Origin of the sequence: Caldicoprobacter sp. (assembly GCF_047459465.1) — a bacterium.
Lineage (GTDB): Bacteria > Bacillota > Clostridia > Caldicoprobacterales > Caldicoprobacteraceae > Caldicoprobacter.
On record NZ_VSCO01000038.1, the window covers coordinates 1 to 14,863 of the forward strand.

Sequence of the window (14,863 nt, forward strand, 5' to 3'; positions counted from 1 at the left end):
TGGTTGCAAACCATATGGCATGAGAAGAAAGACACTATCTGTCCAAACAGGAAGATTACTTGACCAAGCTTCGCTAGATTTCGAGCATGGTTAATGGTATAATTGATGAAAATTATTCCCGAGATCCATTTGCTGCAATCTGGGGTGATGTAATTGAAAAAGAGCTCTTACCGCATACCGCTGTTTTGCATTGTAACTATCTTGTATTGGTTTTCGATGTATTCATATGTGCCCATCTTATCGACTTATGCTGAATCTCTGGGGGCATCCTACAAGATGATAGGCCTCATCGTGGGATCGTACGGATTCACCCAAATGCTGCTCAGGGTCCCCCTGGGGATTCTCTCGGATAAAATAGGGAAGCGAAAAATTTTTATAATCATGGGAATTGCACTTTGTTTCATGAGCGCTATAGGGATGTGGATTTTTAAGACGCCATTTTGGTTGCTGGTTTTTCGCTCCTTAGCAGGGGTTGCCGTCTCAACATGGGTAGCATATACAGTCCTGTTTTCAAGCTATTTTGCCCTGCAGGAGGCCCCTAAGGCTATTGGTATTATAAACTCCTTCACCACGATAGGTCAGATGTCAGCTACGCTAATAGGTGGCTATGCAGCACAATATTTTGGGCAAGCCAGCACTTTCGTGTTGGCAGCCGTTGGGGGATTAATCGGCCTTTTGTTGAGCCTGTTCATAGTAGAAAACAATAACGTGAACGCGGATCGTCAGCCCCTTACCCTATCTCAGCTTCTTTCGGTATCAAAGGATTACAAACTGCTGCTGGTATCAGGGCTTGCGATAGTGGTCCAGTTTATTATATTTGCAACCACCTACGGCTTTACGCCAGTTGCAGCTAAAAGCATAGGCGCCAGCGACGTACAGCTGGGACTTTTGGCCACCTTTTCTGCCCTCCCTACGGTATTTACTTCTGCTGCAAGCGGTTCATTTTTGGCAAAACGCTACAGTGAGAAGAAAATGATTGTTATAGGATTTATCATCCTTTTTGCCGCCTGTGCCGTAATCCCCTTTATCAAAAATATATATTTGCTTTACATATCCCAAGCCATCGGGGGAATAGGGCGAGGTCTTGTATATCCCTTGCTTATGGCCCTTAGCATAAAATCGGTGGAAAACTCAAAGAGAGCCACCGCTATGGGCTTTTTCCAGGCCATATACTCCATAGGCATGTTCCTGGGACCAACCTTTACAGGATTTGTAAGCGATGTTTTGAGCTTGACATGGGGTTTTGTGCTTACTGCTGTATTGGGACTTGCAGGGGCCTTGATTTCCGCCAGATTTATAAAATAAGCAATTCTAATTGTCGCCTTACTGCTAAAACACTCCTTGTCCATTATACTAAGTTATGCTAGACTAATTAAAAAGGTATTGTTTTTGGGTTTAGCGAATGGGGGGATAAAATTGAAAAATAGGCTAGTTGTATGGGGCATAATTTTTATTTGCACGTTTATCGTTGCCATTCCGGCATACGCCATACAAGTCCCATTGGAGATATCCATGAAAAGAGCCTACCCAGTTCAAAGCGATAACATAACCCTTGTCTCTTACCAAGCCACTTTAAGGGTGCGGCCAACCTTCACCTCTGTAGATACGTTTATAGTCATACGAAATGATGGCCCTTCTGAAGCAAACATTACAGTAGGCATACCTTCAAAATATGATGATGTTGTGACCGTAAAGCAGCCTTCAGTAATAGTTGAGGGACAAAGCCAAAAGCTTACTACGCTACGCGCATCTCAGCCCCCCCAAACGAGCGATATATTTTTGCCTCCCTATTGGAGTACTTTTACGGTGAAATTAACTCCTGGCCAATCTAAGGTTATTAAATCTTCCTTTACTATAGATAATAAATTTAATCAAGACGAACTTCGCTTTATATATTTTCCTCTAAAGTTTCTCAATTTCTGGAAGGGGCCTATTAATTACATTCAGATAACAGCAGATTTAGACTTTTATCCCCTTTATGTGTTTGAGCCAAATCCTTCCGTCATGCCTTCTGAATACGACACCGGAGGCAGGTTGGTATGGCGCTTTTTGGATGTCAGGCAGGTTGAAGACCTACAGCTTTATTTTTATCCTGTCGAGCTGGCTGTGGCAAGCTATTTGAAACAAAAAGCGCAAGGCAATAACGAAGTGATCAACATCGTCAACTTATACCAAAAAATGGACTATGATGACGCCATCGCCTCCATTGACGAATTTCTGCTGACAAATCCTACCTTTGAACTAAGCAACGAATTAAAGTATCTAAAGGCCCTGTGCCATATGGAGCTCTATCAGCCGGGAATGGCCATGGAAATATTCGAACAACTTCAAAACTCCCCAGGTTTTGCAGAACCTCTTTCCAATGTGATACGCAACAAGATGATCTATGATAGGGTATATTTTATGAAACTCATGGGAAAAGAGGATGAAATCTTAGATTACCTAAAAGAAATACAACCTTCGTTAAAAAATAATGCCATTTTTATAAAATGGGTAGAAGATGAGATCAAAAGGCTGTCCCCTTTGCCACCACCTCCACAAGAAACAGAAGAAATGGTCGATGAGACGGTAGATGAACAAGCCCAATCTTCCAATGACCAAGAAGATAAGGTTAATGCCATTGAATATATCGACATCCTAGGTTATGACGTTCCAGTAGAGCTAATTTTTATAGGCATCCTGTTGCTAATTATAATAGTATATATGATACGCAGACGGCGAAATAAAAAGAAGAAGAGATATATATTTTAGAGGAACAGGGGAATAGAGTATGAAAGAATTGCTGTTTATCGTAAATCCTACTGCGGGCAATGGCGCAGCCCTTGCTGCCATACCTTTAATTGAACAATATTGCAGGCAATGCCATTTCAAATATGAAATAACAAAAACTCAATACAAAGGTCATGCTACCGCCCTGGCGAAGAATGCCATTTCCTCATCGTATGATGCCGTAGTAGCTGTAGGAGGCGACGGTACCGTTATGGAGGTAGCTAATGGCCTAGTTGGCTCATTGACCCCTCTGGGCATTTTACCAATGGGCACAGGCAATGATCTTTCAAAAAGCCTAAATATTCCTTCCAAGATAGATAAGGCCCTATCCATTATCGCCCGAGGCAAACCTAAGTACATGGATGCAGTTTCCTACGGCGGTGGTTATTTCCTAAATGTTGCCAGCGTAGGTTTTGACGCTGAGATAGCCCGAGATATACAAAAGTTTAAACGATGGATCCCTGGCAAGGCGGCTTATTACTTGGCTGCATTGCTTAAATTCATTACATATAAGCATAAAGACGTTATACTGGAAATAGATGATACTACAATCAGTGCCAAGATATTGCTATTTGCTGTTGCCAATGGCACCCATTACGGAGGGGGAATGAAGGTAAACCCCAACGGTTTTATAGATGACGGATATATCGATGCAATATTGATTTCTCCCGTACCACGGTTTAAGTTCCCTTTTTTATTTTGGAAATTCGTGTCAGGCCAATACTTGGACTTGCCTTATGTTAAGGCTTACAGATGCAAAAAGGTGAAGATACACAGCAACGAAAACCTTCCAGTAAACGGGGATGGCGACATAATTGCAACAACCCCTGTCCAATTTTCTGTGTTGAATCGAGGCATCCTTGTGCTTTGTTAGAGGCTTATGCAAGGGGAGAGGGTAAGGTATGGATTTATATACGATTTTGGAAGAATATGACTACTTGATAATAGTTATTTCTGCTACATTATCGATACTGGCCTTCATTATGGCAATAGTGTATTCGATAAAAACCAGAAAGATCATGAAGAAATATAAACGCTTAATGAGAGGTATGAACAATAAAAACCTTGAAGCGCTGCTGATGCACCACCTTGATTGTGTTAAAGATAATGCCACCAAAATACAAGATTTAGAAGCCAGATACCAATATTTAGCAAAAGAGCTGAGATCCTGTATACAAAAGGTAGGAATTATAAGGTATAATCCGTTTGAACAGATGGGAAGCGATCTGAGCTTTTCAGTGGCTTTGCTAGATAAGAACAACAACGGAGTAGTATTAACTGGGCTATTCACCAGAAGCAGTTCCTCTGTATACGCAAAGCCAATTCAAAACGGTACTTCTACCTATCCTTTATCCCAGGAAGAGATAGAGGCTATAAACAGGGCCATTAATCAAGGTGCTTCTTTCCCCACAGATAAATAGCCTACGAAATTAAAGAATTGACTGCATAAAAAACACCTCCGCAAGAAAAAATATCAACGCGGAGGTGTTTTTTTATGAAGGTCATAGCGATTCAAAGAGGACTGGAGCATATCAAAGACCAATTAAATCGGCTGGGATATAAGGTGGTGTTCTATGAGGATGCCCGCTGCCCTGTCGATGCGCTGATATACCTCGAAGAAAACAACGACAATACCCTTATCAATATCAATAAACACCTATCTCAGCAATATGCCATGGTAAGCCTTCCTCACCATTATACCGGCACTATCCTGATCAACGCAAAAGATAAAAGTATAGAGGAAATCGTTCAAATAATAGAAAAGCGCGCATATAGCCCTTTATTTTAAAGTACAAATAGACGTTTCCGCAAGCTTAGAAAAACTCAAATAAATCCCCCTACTTATGATGTCGGCCATGTTCATGACGAGACTCAATCTGGTGCTTTGTAATATAAGATACTCTGCCAAACCGCCCACATTTACTATTCCTGTTATGTACATATCTCCTACTTTGGGTAACTTTTTATTAAGGCCAGCCCCTGGAACAATGGAGCCTTTATCCACTATTATACATCCAACTCTTTCATGATTTCCCAGACATGCATCAATGGCTATTATGAAAGGGTGGCCATAGTTTGCTTTGATGGCATCAAGAGTGCTCTGTAAATTTTTGGCATGCACGGGGTTGTCCAGCGTGCCATATATAAGTATATTCTGCCACTTAACCATTGAACTGAGCTTATATCCTACCAAAGGGCCAAGGCAGTCTCCCGTCGACCGATCGGTACCTATGCACAGCACAATAATGTCGGTATGTTCCAACCTATATGCTTCTTTAAAAGTCCCTATGAACCTCTCGACAAACATCGATAAGGCATTTGGATTTTTGATATCGATAATTCTGTTCTCTATTGTCTGCACCGTCTTTATCCTCCTGCTTTTTCATTTTCTTTTGCTTTTTAAATGCTATCCAATATAATGTTTATGAAATTTCGCTGTAAATATACTTGGATAACAGAAAACAATTGGCTAGGTCAAAAGCAGGATTTTTTCACTTTTTGGCGAAATATCAATACTAGGCGTCTATTTCCCCGGTAAAGGAGATAAAACTTCAACATTAGAAAGGAGGAATGAACGCATTCCTCTCCATCTCGAAGTAGATGGAGCCTCCTGCGCTCGTAAATGATGAAAAAGACCAAGGCAATTTTTTTAATTGTACTGATCGTTTTTATAATCGGTATTACGATGCGCTCTCAGCTGCGTAAATTGTTATTTTACAGATATGAAAATTTGCAAAGTGACAGTTCGTTGAACGAACCTATTCAGGCAGAAGAAGGAGCCCAAATCCATTTTTTTAAAAATGGATTTGCAGTTTCGGGCAGTAATACCAAATTTTACTTGTATAATGGTAGCGAGATGAGCTTGCCTTTTAAGCCGGAAGATATGGCGTTGGTGGGCAGTTCTCCTGTTATCAATCAATCTACTTCTAAGTATGCCCTAATAAATAGCAAATTCGTATATGATACCACGCAAATACCTTTTAAGCTGGTATATGCCGTTGAAGAGGAGGGTGAGGTTTTTGAAATACGTGAAGCGGGCGATATGCTGTTAATAGTCTCAAAAACACAGGACAATTTTCTAAAACCGGTACTCATCGAAAAGGATACAATATATACCATTAGTCTAGAGAGTACCGATCATTCCCATTATTTAGATGCATCATATGATCCCGTTACAAAGGGTTTTTCGGTGCTGGCTTTGGCCACCGATACTCCCTATCCGTCTGTCCGTGTATTCAATTTTATCAATGGCAATTCCCCTCAGGGGATGTTGTCGTTGAGCGATTCAATGTTTTATAAAATCTACAGGACCCAAAAAAGCGTTGTCCTCGTTGGCATACACCAGCTAATATGTTACAATGTTGATGGCTCAATAAAATGGAGCATCAACGTTCCAAACTGCTACATCCATCACTATATACCTTTAGGCAATGACTTCGCACTCTATTTCCCAAAAGCAAGGTTCAGCGGCGCCAATACAGTGTATGTGCGCAGCAATGGTGAAAAAGAACTGCTAGAGCTGCCATATGGCTTAACCGATATACAGCCTTACAGGAGCCAACAGCTGGTCGCTCTTGATAGAAACGGCAACTTGGTAGTAATAGGGAAAAATGGCAACACCATTAAAACTTATACCTTGGATATATATCCAGTAAGATTATATTGGTCATCTTTCGCCCCCGAAGGTTTTTACATATTGGGCAGGGATAATATGCTGCATATATATACTTTAAATAAAGCCGATTCTCGAAAGGATGAAAATACATGAACTATGTTGATTATATAGTATTGTCTATTTTATCGATATGTTTATTGATAGGGGTTTACAACGGTTTTGTGGTTTCAAGTTTGGGCTTTTTATCCTCCCTTTTTTCTTGGCTTGTCTCGCTTACATTCTATCCATCGCTCTCTAAATTTATCATACAACGATATCCTGATTTGATAAAAAATTTGATTTTTTACACAGAAGGTGCTTCCAAAGTTAAATCCATTGAGGAACAAGCTCTCGTTGTGTCATCATTAACACAGGAACAAATAATAGATATAGTGAATCGGGCCAAACTGCCCCCGCCTTTTGATCGCTTGTTGTTGCATAACATGTTAAATAGAACTTTGCCCGATCTCACTACTGTTGGCGAGTATTTCAATTATAGCATCGCGTACATAATTCTCAACATAATATGCTTTATAACGCTATTTTTAATAATAAGGATAATATGTCAGATTGGCATATCCATCACAAGGGAAGTAATAGGTTTGCCCGTTTTGAAGAAGTATAATGGTCTTGCGGGCGCTGGAGTCGGAGTTCTAAGAGGCTTCTTTTTGATATCCTTGTTGTTCTCACTGGTACCGATCATATTGATTTTAGCTCCCCTAGACATCATTTATTTGTTAATAGAAAATTCTTCCATGGGAGAATTCTTTTTTGAAACAAATATATTTACCAATTTTATAAGGGGATTCGTCTAAACGAATCCCCTTTTGAATGTTTCACGTGAAACAATTTAGGAGTGTTTCACGTGAAACACTCCTATGACATCAGCCTTTCAACTATTCTTTCAAGGTCATCTTCGCTGTAATATTCAATTTGAATTACGCCTTTCTTTTTTCCCGGGGTAATCTGAACCCTGGTCCCAAAGCGCTCTTCCAGGTTGGCTTCAATCTCTAATATATAGCTAGGCTTCTTTATAACTGTTTCTTTATTTTTACTTTCCTTTGTGCGGCCTTTTATATTCCTGACTATCTGTTCTACCTCTCTTACGCTTAACCCCTTTTCTACTATCCTCCTCGCTAGCATCAATCTCATTTGCTCATCCTCAATGGACAGTAATGCCCTTGCATGTCCCGATGTCAACCTACCGTCCTCTAAATATCCCTTTATTTCATCGCTTAAAGAGAGAAGCCGTAAGGCATTAGCCACGGCAGACCTGCTCCATCCTATCCTTTCGGCCACTTGTTCTTGAGTAAGGCCGTACTCCTCTATTAGCTGGCGTATACCCTGGGCCTCCTCTATAGGATTTAGGTCCTCGCGCTGCAAGTTTTCAATCAAGGCTAATTCAACCAATTCTCGCCTTTCTACATCCCGCACAATGGCCGGTATATGGGTTAAACCAGCAAGCCGGGCCGCTCGCCACCTCCTCTCTCCCACAACGATAACGTATCGCCCATTGTTGGGCTTTACTATAATGGGTTGAACGACACCATGCTGTTTTATAGACTGGGCAAGCTCCATTATCTTCTGTTCATCAAAACGCTTCCTGGGTTGATCAGTATTTGGATCAATATCGGTGATCTTTATCTCCTGAATAGCTTCCCTACCAGAGGAGGAAACTATTTGTACATCATAGGGCTGCAGGAGAGCATCCAACCCCCTACCCAATCCCCTTCTTGCCAACTAAATCGCCTCCCTATCGCTTTCAATAAACTCTTCAGCCAGTTCACAATAGGCAACAGCTCCTACGCATTTTGGGTCATATAGAATTATAGGAACGCCATGACTCGGTGCTTCACCCAATCTAACATTTCGCGGTATGATAGTTCTATACACTTTATCCCTAAAATGCTTTTTTACATCCTCCACTACCTGGATTGAAAGATTGGTCCTGGCATCAAACATGGTCAATACAACACCTGCAAGCTCCAGAGATGGATTTAAGTTCTTTTTTACGATATTGATGGTGCTCATCAGCTGGCTTAACCCCTCAAGAGCATAGTATTCACACTGAATGGGCACCATAACTTTATCTGAAGCAGTTAAAGCATTTATAGTAAGAAGTCCCAAAGAAGGAGGACAGTCAATGAAGATATAGTCATATTCATCTCTGATGGGTTCAATGGCCTTCTTGAGTATGGTCTCTCTTGCAATCATAGGGACCATTTCTATTTCTGCCCCTGCAAGATCTATGTTAGAAGGTATGATATCCAAATTTTCTATTTTTGTATGTAATATAGCCTGCCTAGCATGAACCCCGTTTATTAACACATCATAGATAGAACAGCCTAGGTTATTCTTATCAATTCCTAATCCGCTTGTGGTATTGCCCTGAGGATCTATGTCTATGGTCAATACTTTTTTCCCCAGAGCGGCTATGCAGACGCTTAAATTTACATTTGTCGTTGTCTTCCCCACTCCACCCTTTTGATTAGCAATGGAAATCACCTTTGACATGAAATAACAACCCCTTCATTTGATTTTCCTCCATAGGGAACTGTCCTTAACCTATATTATATTAAAACATAGCATCAATTTAAAGGGCAACAAAAACAAAATACGGCATTACCTGCTTAATGGTCATGCCGTATCTCCAATTTAAAATATCAATAATTTAATTGGCTTTATGACACATCATATAATTTTAAGAATACTTAGGTATTTTCACAATTATTTCCACACTATCTTCGTTATCAATTTGCGTCATCTGTGGGTTTAACCCATATTCCTTTATCAGGCTAACGGCTCTTTTAATGGTATTTATAAAAATCCTCATATCCTTATTACAAGCACTCTTCACCCTTTTATGTTTAATCTCCTTAACTTTATCGGACTGCAGCTTTTTCAATACTTTTTCTACCAGCATCTCGGTTTCTTTTACGTTGTATTTCTTACTTATGACCTGCTGCAAGACCTTGAGCTTCAAGTCATCATCGGGCAATCTAAGCAACGCTCTGGCATGTCGTTCTGTTAGATTGTGTTCAAGTAACATCTTCTTTATATTATCTGGGAGCTTGAGTAGGCGCATCTTATTGGCAATGGTAGATTGATTTTTCCCTATCTTCCTTGCCAACTCCTCCTGCGTAAAGCCATGATCGTGTATTAGACAGGCATATCCCATTGCTTCATCCAAATAATGTAAATTCTCTCTTTGAAGATTTTCGATCATGGCCACAATGGCTGAATCACTCTCGCTAATGTTTAAAACTATTGCGGGTATGTACTTCATCCCTATCATTTGACAGGCACGCAGGCGCCTTTCACCAGCAATCAGCTCATAGCCATCAGAACCAATCTTTCTCACTGTTATAGGCTGTAACACTCCATATTGCTTTATAGATTCAGAAAGCTCCTCTAAGCCCTGCTTCGAAAATTCTTTCCTAGGCTGATAGGGATTAGGTCTTACCTTATCGATGGGAATTTGTTGTACCATCATATAGCTCTCCGGAAAGCCTTTTCTCATAACCTTCAACACCTCTATCGCCCCCATTCGATTTATACTATTCGCCATAAATTCTTAAATTCCTTCTTATTCGTTTAATTTTTTTTATTATTTTCGATTATTACATTATTTTTAATATTTTCTCTTTATATTGCTGTATTTCTCCATTTTTCACCATATTTATTGGTAGATACAAAAAAATCGCCATCATAACGGCGATTTTTGGGGTTTTCCGGGCGATCGAGGATATTTGTCAGGCGTCCTCTCTTCTTTCCGTATCACCACTATATTGTGAGTTTTTTCCGAAAATGGGACATTTAGATTCTTTATCTCAACAAAGCTGCCCCCCAAAACATTGATGGCATTTTTGGAGGCTCTCAGCTCTTCCAACGCTCCAGGACCTTTATACGACAAGAAAAATCCTCCTAAACGCAAAAAAGGAATGCAATATTCGCACAGCACCCTAAGTGGAGCCACCGCTCGGGATACCACTACATCAAATGTCTCACGATAATGAGAATGCCCCAATTCCTCTGCTCTCCCATGAACAGCTGTTATTTTATCGAGCTTCAGAGAACTGATCACTTGATTTAAAAAGGCCACCCGTTTTTTTGATGCATCGAGCAACATTACCTCCAGCTGAGGAAAAGCTATCTTTATAGGAATACCAGGAAAGCCAGCACCTGATCCCACATCCAAAATCCGCATTCCGGGTTGAAAAATGTTTATGGTCAATACTGATATGGAATCCAAAAAGTGCTGAATTATAATTTCCCTTGGCTCTGTAATGGCGGTTAAATTTACTTTTTTATTATACTCTACCAAAAGATAAAGGTACTTCCTAAACTGCTCAAGCTTTGAGCTATCTATATCTATTCCCAACTCATAAAGGCCATTCTTCAAAAGCTCCAACTCACTGAGAAAGTCCTTCACTGGCCTTTTTCCTCCTCATCTTTTCCATGTAGATCATCAAAACCGAAATATCAGACGGTGACACTCCCGAGATCCTGGAAGCCTGCCCTATGGAACGCGGCCTTATCTCCTTAAGCTTTTGCTTGGCCTCATTTCTAAGACCTGATATATCGTCATAGTTTATATCCTCAGGTATCAATTTGTTCTCCATCTTTCTAAACTGCTCTGCCTGTTGTATCTGCTTCTTTATATACCCCTCATATTTTATCTGTATCTCTACCTGCTCCTTTTCTTGCCTGGTCAGGTCAGGATTTGCCAGCCCCAACTCCTCATAATCGCTATACTGGATTTCAGGCCTTTTTAACAGGTCATACAACGTAATACCGCTCTTAATCAGGGAACTTCCCTTCTTCTTTAGAAAATCCAGCATCTTATCTGTAGGGCCGACAATTACCTCCTTAAGCCTAGCCAACTCCTTCTCCACCTTCTCCCTCTTTCGCATGTATAAATCATACCTTCTATCATCCACCAGCCCAATTCTTCTCCCTATCTCTGTAAGCCTTAAATCAGCGTTATCCTGCCTAAGCAGCAGACGATACTCGGCCCGTGAAGTCATCATTCTGTATGGCTCATTGGTACCTTTGGTGACAAGATCATCAATCAAAACCCCTATATAGGCCTGGGAACGATCTAAAATCAGTGGCGGCTCATCCTTTATATACTGCACCGCATTTATACCTGCTATTATCCCTTGAGCTGCAGCCTCCTCATAGCCCGAACTGCCGTTTATCTGTCCTGCGAAGAATAAACCCTTTATTTCCTTGCTCTCCAACGATAGCTTAAGCTGAGTGGGGTCAATACAATCGTACTCTATGGCATAAGCAGGACGCATAATCTGGACGTTTTCCAGGCCCGCAACGGTACGGTACATGGCAATCTGTACATCAATGGGCATACTGGTGGACATGCCCTGCACATACATTTCAAGGGTATTAAGGCCTTCGGGCTCAATAAACACTTGATGACTCTTCTTATCTCTGAACTTGACCACCTTATCTTCTATGGAAGGACAGTACCGCGGACCAATGCCCTCTATAACGCCCGAATACAGAGGAGAACGATCCAAATTCTTTAAGATGATCTCGTGGGTGCGTTCATTGGTATAGGTAAGCCAGCAGGACACCTGTTCCCTCTTTATGGTATCATGCAAGAACGAGAAGGGAATTATAATTTCATCCCCCGGCTGCTCTTTCATCTTTGAAAAATCTATGGTTTTGCGGTTGACTCTGGCAGGGGTTCCAGTTTTAAACCTCCTTAATCTAAACCCTAGGTCTTTCAAACACTGGGATAGGTAGTTGGCGGGGAAAAGGCCGGAAGGGCCGCTGTTTACAGAATACTCGCCAATGATCACACGGGATTTTAAATACACTCCAGTAGCCACCACAACTGCCCGACAGGTATAATACTCGCCAGTGCTCAAAACAACGCCTTCAACGGCTCCTCCCTTAACCCTTATAGAAACCACTTCACCCTGCTTTAGATCTAGATTTTCCTGTCTTTCCAGAGTTTGTTTCATCTGCATGTGATAGTTCCTCTTGTCGGCCTGAGCCCTCAAGGAATGAACAGCAGGCCCCTTGCCGGTATTTATCATCCTTATCTGAATAAACGTCTTATCGGTATTTATGCCCATCTGCCCGCCAAGGGCATCTATCTCCCTCACCAGATGCCCTTTAGAAGTACCCCCTATAGAGGGATTACATGCCATAAAGGCTACGCCTTCCAGGCTTATGGAAAAAACAGCTGTCCTACAGCCCAACCTTGCTGCGGCAAGGGCCGCTTCACACCCTGCATGACCAGCTCCTATGACAATTACATCATAATCCCCTGCATAAAACTCCATAGCCACATCCAACTCCTATTTCCCTATGCAAAATTCAGAGAATATCTTATCGATCAAATCCTCGGTCACCGTCTCTCCCGTTATGGTACCCAGCGCATCACAGGCACTTCGTATATCAATGGATACCAGGTCTAGAGGTATACCATTTTCCAAAGCATGCAAAGCCTCTATCACATGTTCCTTTGCCCTTATGAGGGCCTCCTGATGGCGCAAATTGGTTACCAGTACCCCATCATCAGCCCATACCTTGCCTTCCATAACGATATCGTATATGGACCTCTCTATATCCTCTATCCCCCTATTTAAGACCATAGAGGTGTGTATTATTGGGGCATTCAGCTCAATATCCTTTAAATTCAAAACTATTGGTTTATCGGTCTTGTTTAAGACGGCAATCACCTTTTTATCGGCTATCTCAGCCATAATTCTCCTATCCTCATCGTCAAATGGCCTTGAGGCATCCAGCACCCACAACACCAGGTCTGCATCTTCAATGCTCTTTCTTGACCGCTCAACGCCCAATTCCTCTATCACGTCTGTGGTCTCCCTTATGCCAGCCGTATCGAGAATCCTTACCAAAAGGCCATTTATGCTGAGGGATTCCTCGATCACATCCCTGGTGGTGCCGGGTATATCGGTAACGATAGCGCGGTTTTCCCTTAGCAGAGCATTGAGAAGCGATGACTTGCCCACATTGGGTTTGCCGACAATCACCACCTTTATCCCCTGCCTGATTATCTTTCCATGCTCAGCCGTACTCAACAGACGGTCGATCTCCTTTAGAACATCGTTGAGCCTGTACAAATAAGCCTCTACAGGTTCCTCCTCTATACCTTCTTCCGGATAATCGATGATAACCTCTATGTGTGCCATGGTATCTAGAAGCTTTCCCCTTATGCTGCGAATTTTTTCAGATAAAGCACCTTCCATTTGCCATATCGATGCTCTGGCCTGGGATTCCGTCTTTGAATATATAAGCTCCATTATACCTTCAGCTTGGGCCAAGTCAATCCTGCCATTCAAAAATGCCCGTTTGGTGAACTCTCCCGGCTCTGCCATCCTCGCCCCGTATTCAATGGCGAGTTTCAGGATCTGCCTTAAAGGAACAATCCCGCCATGACAGTGTATCTCCACTATGTCCTCTTTGGTATAGGAATGGGGCGCTTTCATGACTACTACAAGCACTTCATCGATGATCTGCCCATTGCCATCCACTATATGCCCATAATAAAACCGGCGATTCTCAAAATAGTCCAGCTGCTTGCCGCTTTTGGTTTTAAACATCCTTTTCAGGATATCCTGGGATTTATTCCCGCTCATCCTCACTATGCCAATGCCACCCACGCCAATAGGCGTTGAAATTGCAGCTATAGTATCTTCAAAAGCTATGTTCATCACATATCATCCTCTTTTTCTCCTGCCTTACATGATGGATTTACCATGATTTTTTCCCTTTAACATAAATATTAACCCAGTAATCATTTACTGGGTTAATACTTAATATAAGTATCATTATATAAATATCATTTCAGCTTTATAATCACTTTTCTATAAGGCTCTTCCCCTTCGCTGTACGTAGTAACATAAGGATGATTTTGAAGGGCGGAATGTATAATGCGCCTCTCATAAGGATTCATGGGTTCAAGCACTATGCTCTTCTTTGTCCGTTGCACCTTATTGGCCAACCGCTGTGCCAACCTTCTCAAAGTCTCCTCTCTTTTGCTGCGATATTTCTCCGTGTCCAGTATAATCCGCTTTGCGTCGCTCCTGCCTTTGTTTACCACCAGATTTGTGATGTACTGAAGTGCATCCAGAGTCTCGCCTCTACGGCCTATCACCAATCCCATATTTTGGCCGCTAAGCCTTACCATTATCTGTTCTTCCTCTTCGGTCACTTCAATTCTGGCTTCAATTCCCATCAACTCCAAAAGCCTGGATAAAAACTCTTTTATCTCGTCCTTTACGCTCTTCTTAATGGTGGCTCGAATCCTCGCCTCTCTACCGCCTATTATTCCAAATAAACCCTTCACAGGCTGTTCAAGCACTTCTATCTCTAGATTATCCCTCTGAACCCCCAGCTTTGCCACAGCCATCAAAATAGCTTCTTCAATAGTCTTGCCCGTGGTCT

At 41.7% G+C, this 14,863-nt stretch carries 15 protein-coding genes; 7 read left to right on the top strand and 8 right to left on the bottom strand.

Annotated features, from left to right (window positions below; all coding sequences use genetic code 11):
• The first annotated feature begins 153 nt into the window (after nt 1–153).
• The 5 genes from FWJ59_RS04115 (at nt 154) to FWJ59_RS04135 (ending at nt 4,558) form a co-directional block, all read left to right on the top strand.
• Nucleotides 154–1,305: an MFS transporter gene (locus FWJ59_RS04115; protein WP_414480718.1), complete on the top strand. Its 1,152-nt coding sequence runs from the start codon at nt 154–156 to the stop codon at nt 1,303–1,305.
• A gap of 111 nt (nt 1,306–1,416) precedes the next feature.
• On the top strand, nt 1,417–2,751 hold the full coding sequence (locus tag FWJ59_RS04120; protein WP_414480719.1) for a hypothetical protein: 1,335 nt from the start codon (nt 1,417–1,419) through the stop codon (nt 2,749–2,751).
• Between the two features lie 19 nt (nt 2,752–2,770).
• Nucleotides 2,771–3,643 (top strand): diacylglycerol/lipid kinase family protein, encoded by an 873-nt coding sequence (locus FWJ59_RS04125; RefSeq protein ID WP_414480720.1) that lies wholly within the window; start codon nt 2,771–2,773, stop codon nt 3,641–3,643.
• 28 nt (nt 3,644–3,671) lie between these two features.
• Complete coding sequence (locus tag FWJ59_RS04130) at nt 3,672–4,190, top strand: DUF4446 family protein (protein ID WP_414480721.1); 519 nt, start codon at nt 3,672–3,674, stop codon at nt 4,188–4,190.
• Nucleotides 4,191–4,264: 74 nt separating this feature from the next.
• Nucleotides 4,265–4,558: a YkuS family protein gene (locus FWJ59_RS04135; RefSeq protein WP_414480722.1), complete on the top strand. Its 294-nt coding sequence runs from the start codon at nt 4,265–4,267 to the stop codon at nt 4,556–4,558.
• On the opposite strand, the gene yyaC is transcribed toward FWJ59_RS04135, so the two are convergent.
• A complete protein-coding gene (yyaC, locus tag FWJ59_RS04140) occupies nt 4,550–5,131 on the bottom strand; it encodes a spore protease YyaC (protein WP_414480723.1) in 582 nt (193 codons plus the stop codon). The genes FWJ59_RS04135 and yyaC overlap by 9 nt on opposite strands.
• Before the next feature lie 387 nt (nt 5,132–5,518).
• Here yyaC and FWJ59_RS04145 point away from each other — a divergent pair, with 387 nt between their 5' ends.
• Nucleotides 5,519–6,538, top strand: a complete 1,020-nt coding sequence (locus FWJ59_RS04145) for a hypothetical protein (RefSeq protein WP_414480724.1) — start codon at nt 5,519–5,521, stop codon at nt 6,536–6,538.
• Entirely contained in the window at nt 6,535–7,239 is a 705-nt protein-coding gene (locus tag FWJ59_RS04150; protein WP_414480725.1) for a CvpA family protein, read from the top strand. The genes FWJ59_RS04145 and FWJ59_RS04150 overlap by 4 nt, the downstream gene beginning before the upstream one ends.
• A gap of 61 nt (nt 7,240–7,300) precedes the next feature.
• Here FWJ59_RS04150 and FWJ59_RS04155 read toward each other — a convergent pair whose 3' ends face one another.
• The 7 genes from FWJ59_RS04155 to jag form a co-directional block, all read right to left on the bottom strand.
• Nucleotides 7,301–8,164: a ParB/RepB/Spo0J family partition protein gene (locus tag FWJ59_RS04155; RefSeq protein ID WP_414480726.1), complete on the bottom strand. Its 864-nt coding sequence runs from the start codon at nt 8,162–8,164 to the stop codon at nt 7,301–7,303.
• Nucleotides 8,165–8,938: a ParA family protein gene (locus tag FWJ59_RS04160; RefSeq protein ID WP_414480727.1), complete on the bottom strand. Its 774-nt coding sequence runs from the start codon at nt 8,936–8,938 to the stop codon at nt 8,165–8,167. It lies immediately after the preceding gene.
• 187 nt (nt 8,939–9,125) lie between these two features.
• Nucleotides 9,126–9,971, bottom strand: a complete 846-nt coding sequence (gene noc, locus FWJ59_RS04165) for a nucleoid occlusion protein (RefSeq protein ID WP_414480731.1) — start codon at nt 9,969–9,971, stop codon at nt 9,126–9,128.
• A gap of 159 nt (nt 9,972–10,130) precedes the next feature.
• Nucleotides 10,131–10,856, bottom strand: coding sequence for a 16S rRNA (guanine(527)-N(7))-methyltransferase RsmG (rsmG, locus tag FWJ59_RS04170; protein ID WP_414480728.1), 726 nt, complete (start codon nt 10,854–10,856; stop codon nt 10,131–10,133).
• Complete coding sequence (gene mnmG, locus FWJ59_RS04175; protein ID WP_414480732.1) at nt 10,837–12,735, bottom strand: tRNA uridine-5-carboxymethylaminomethyl(34) synthesis enzyme MnmG; 1,899 nt, start codon at nt 12,733–12,735, stop codon at nt 10,837–10,839. The genes rsmG and mnmG overlap by 20 nt, the downstream gene beginning before the upstream one ends.
• A gap of 15 nt (nt 12,736–12,750) precedes the next feature.
• On the bottom strand, nt 12,751–14,130 hold the full coding sequence (mnmE, locus tag FWJ59_RS04180) for a tRNA uridine-5-carboxymethylaminomethyl(34) synthesis GTPase MnmE (protein WP_414480729.1): 1,380 nt from the start codon (nt 14,128–14,130) through the stop codon (nt 12,751–12,753).
• A 128-nt stretch (nt 14,131–14,258) separates the two neighbouring features.
• Nucleotides 14,259–14,863, bottom strand: a 605-nt coding sequence (gene jag / locus FWJ59_RS04185) for an RNA-binding cell elongation regulator Jag/EloR (protein WP_414480730.1), incomplete at its 5' end; no start/stop codon positions are given.

Excerpts from the sequence above, each read along its gene's own strand:
- noc (WP_414480731.1), bottom strand. The coding sequence starts at position 9,971 with ATGGGGGCGATAGAGGTGTTGAAGGTTATGAGAAAAGGCTTTCCGGAG.
- FWJ59_RS04130 (WP_414480721.1), top strand. The coding sequence starts at position 3,672 with ATGGATTTATATACGATTTTGGAAGAATATGACTACTTGATAATAGTT.
- FWJ59_RS04125 (WP_414480720.1), top strand. The coding sequence starts at position 2,771 with ATGAAAGAATTGCTGTTTATCGTAAATCCTACTGCGGGCAATGGCGCA.
- FWJ59_RS04160 (WP_414480727.1), bottom strand. The coding sequence starts at position 8,938 with ATGTCAAAGGTGATTTCCATTGCTAATCAAAAGGGTGGAGTGGGGAAG.
- FWJ59_RS04135 (WP_414480722.1), top strand. The coding sequence starts at position 4,265 with ATGAAGGTCATAGCGATTCAAAGAGGACTGGAGCATATCAAAGACCAA.
- FWJ59_RS04150 (WP_414480725.1), top strand. The coding sequence starts at position 6,535 with ATGAACTATGTTGATTATATAGTATTGTCTATTTTATCGATATGTTTA.
- mnmE (WP_414480729.1), bottom strand. The coding sequence starts at position 14,130 with ATGAACATAGCTTTTGAAGATACTATAGCTGCAATTTCAACGCCTATT.
- mnmG (WP_414480732.1), bottom strand. The coding sequence starts at position 12,735 with ATGGAGTTTTATGCAGGGGATTATGATGTAATTGTCATAGGAGCTGGT.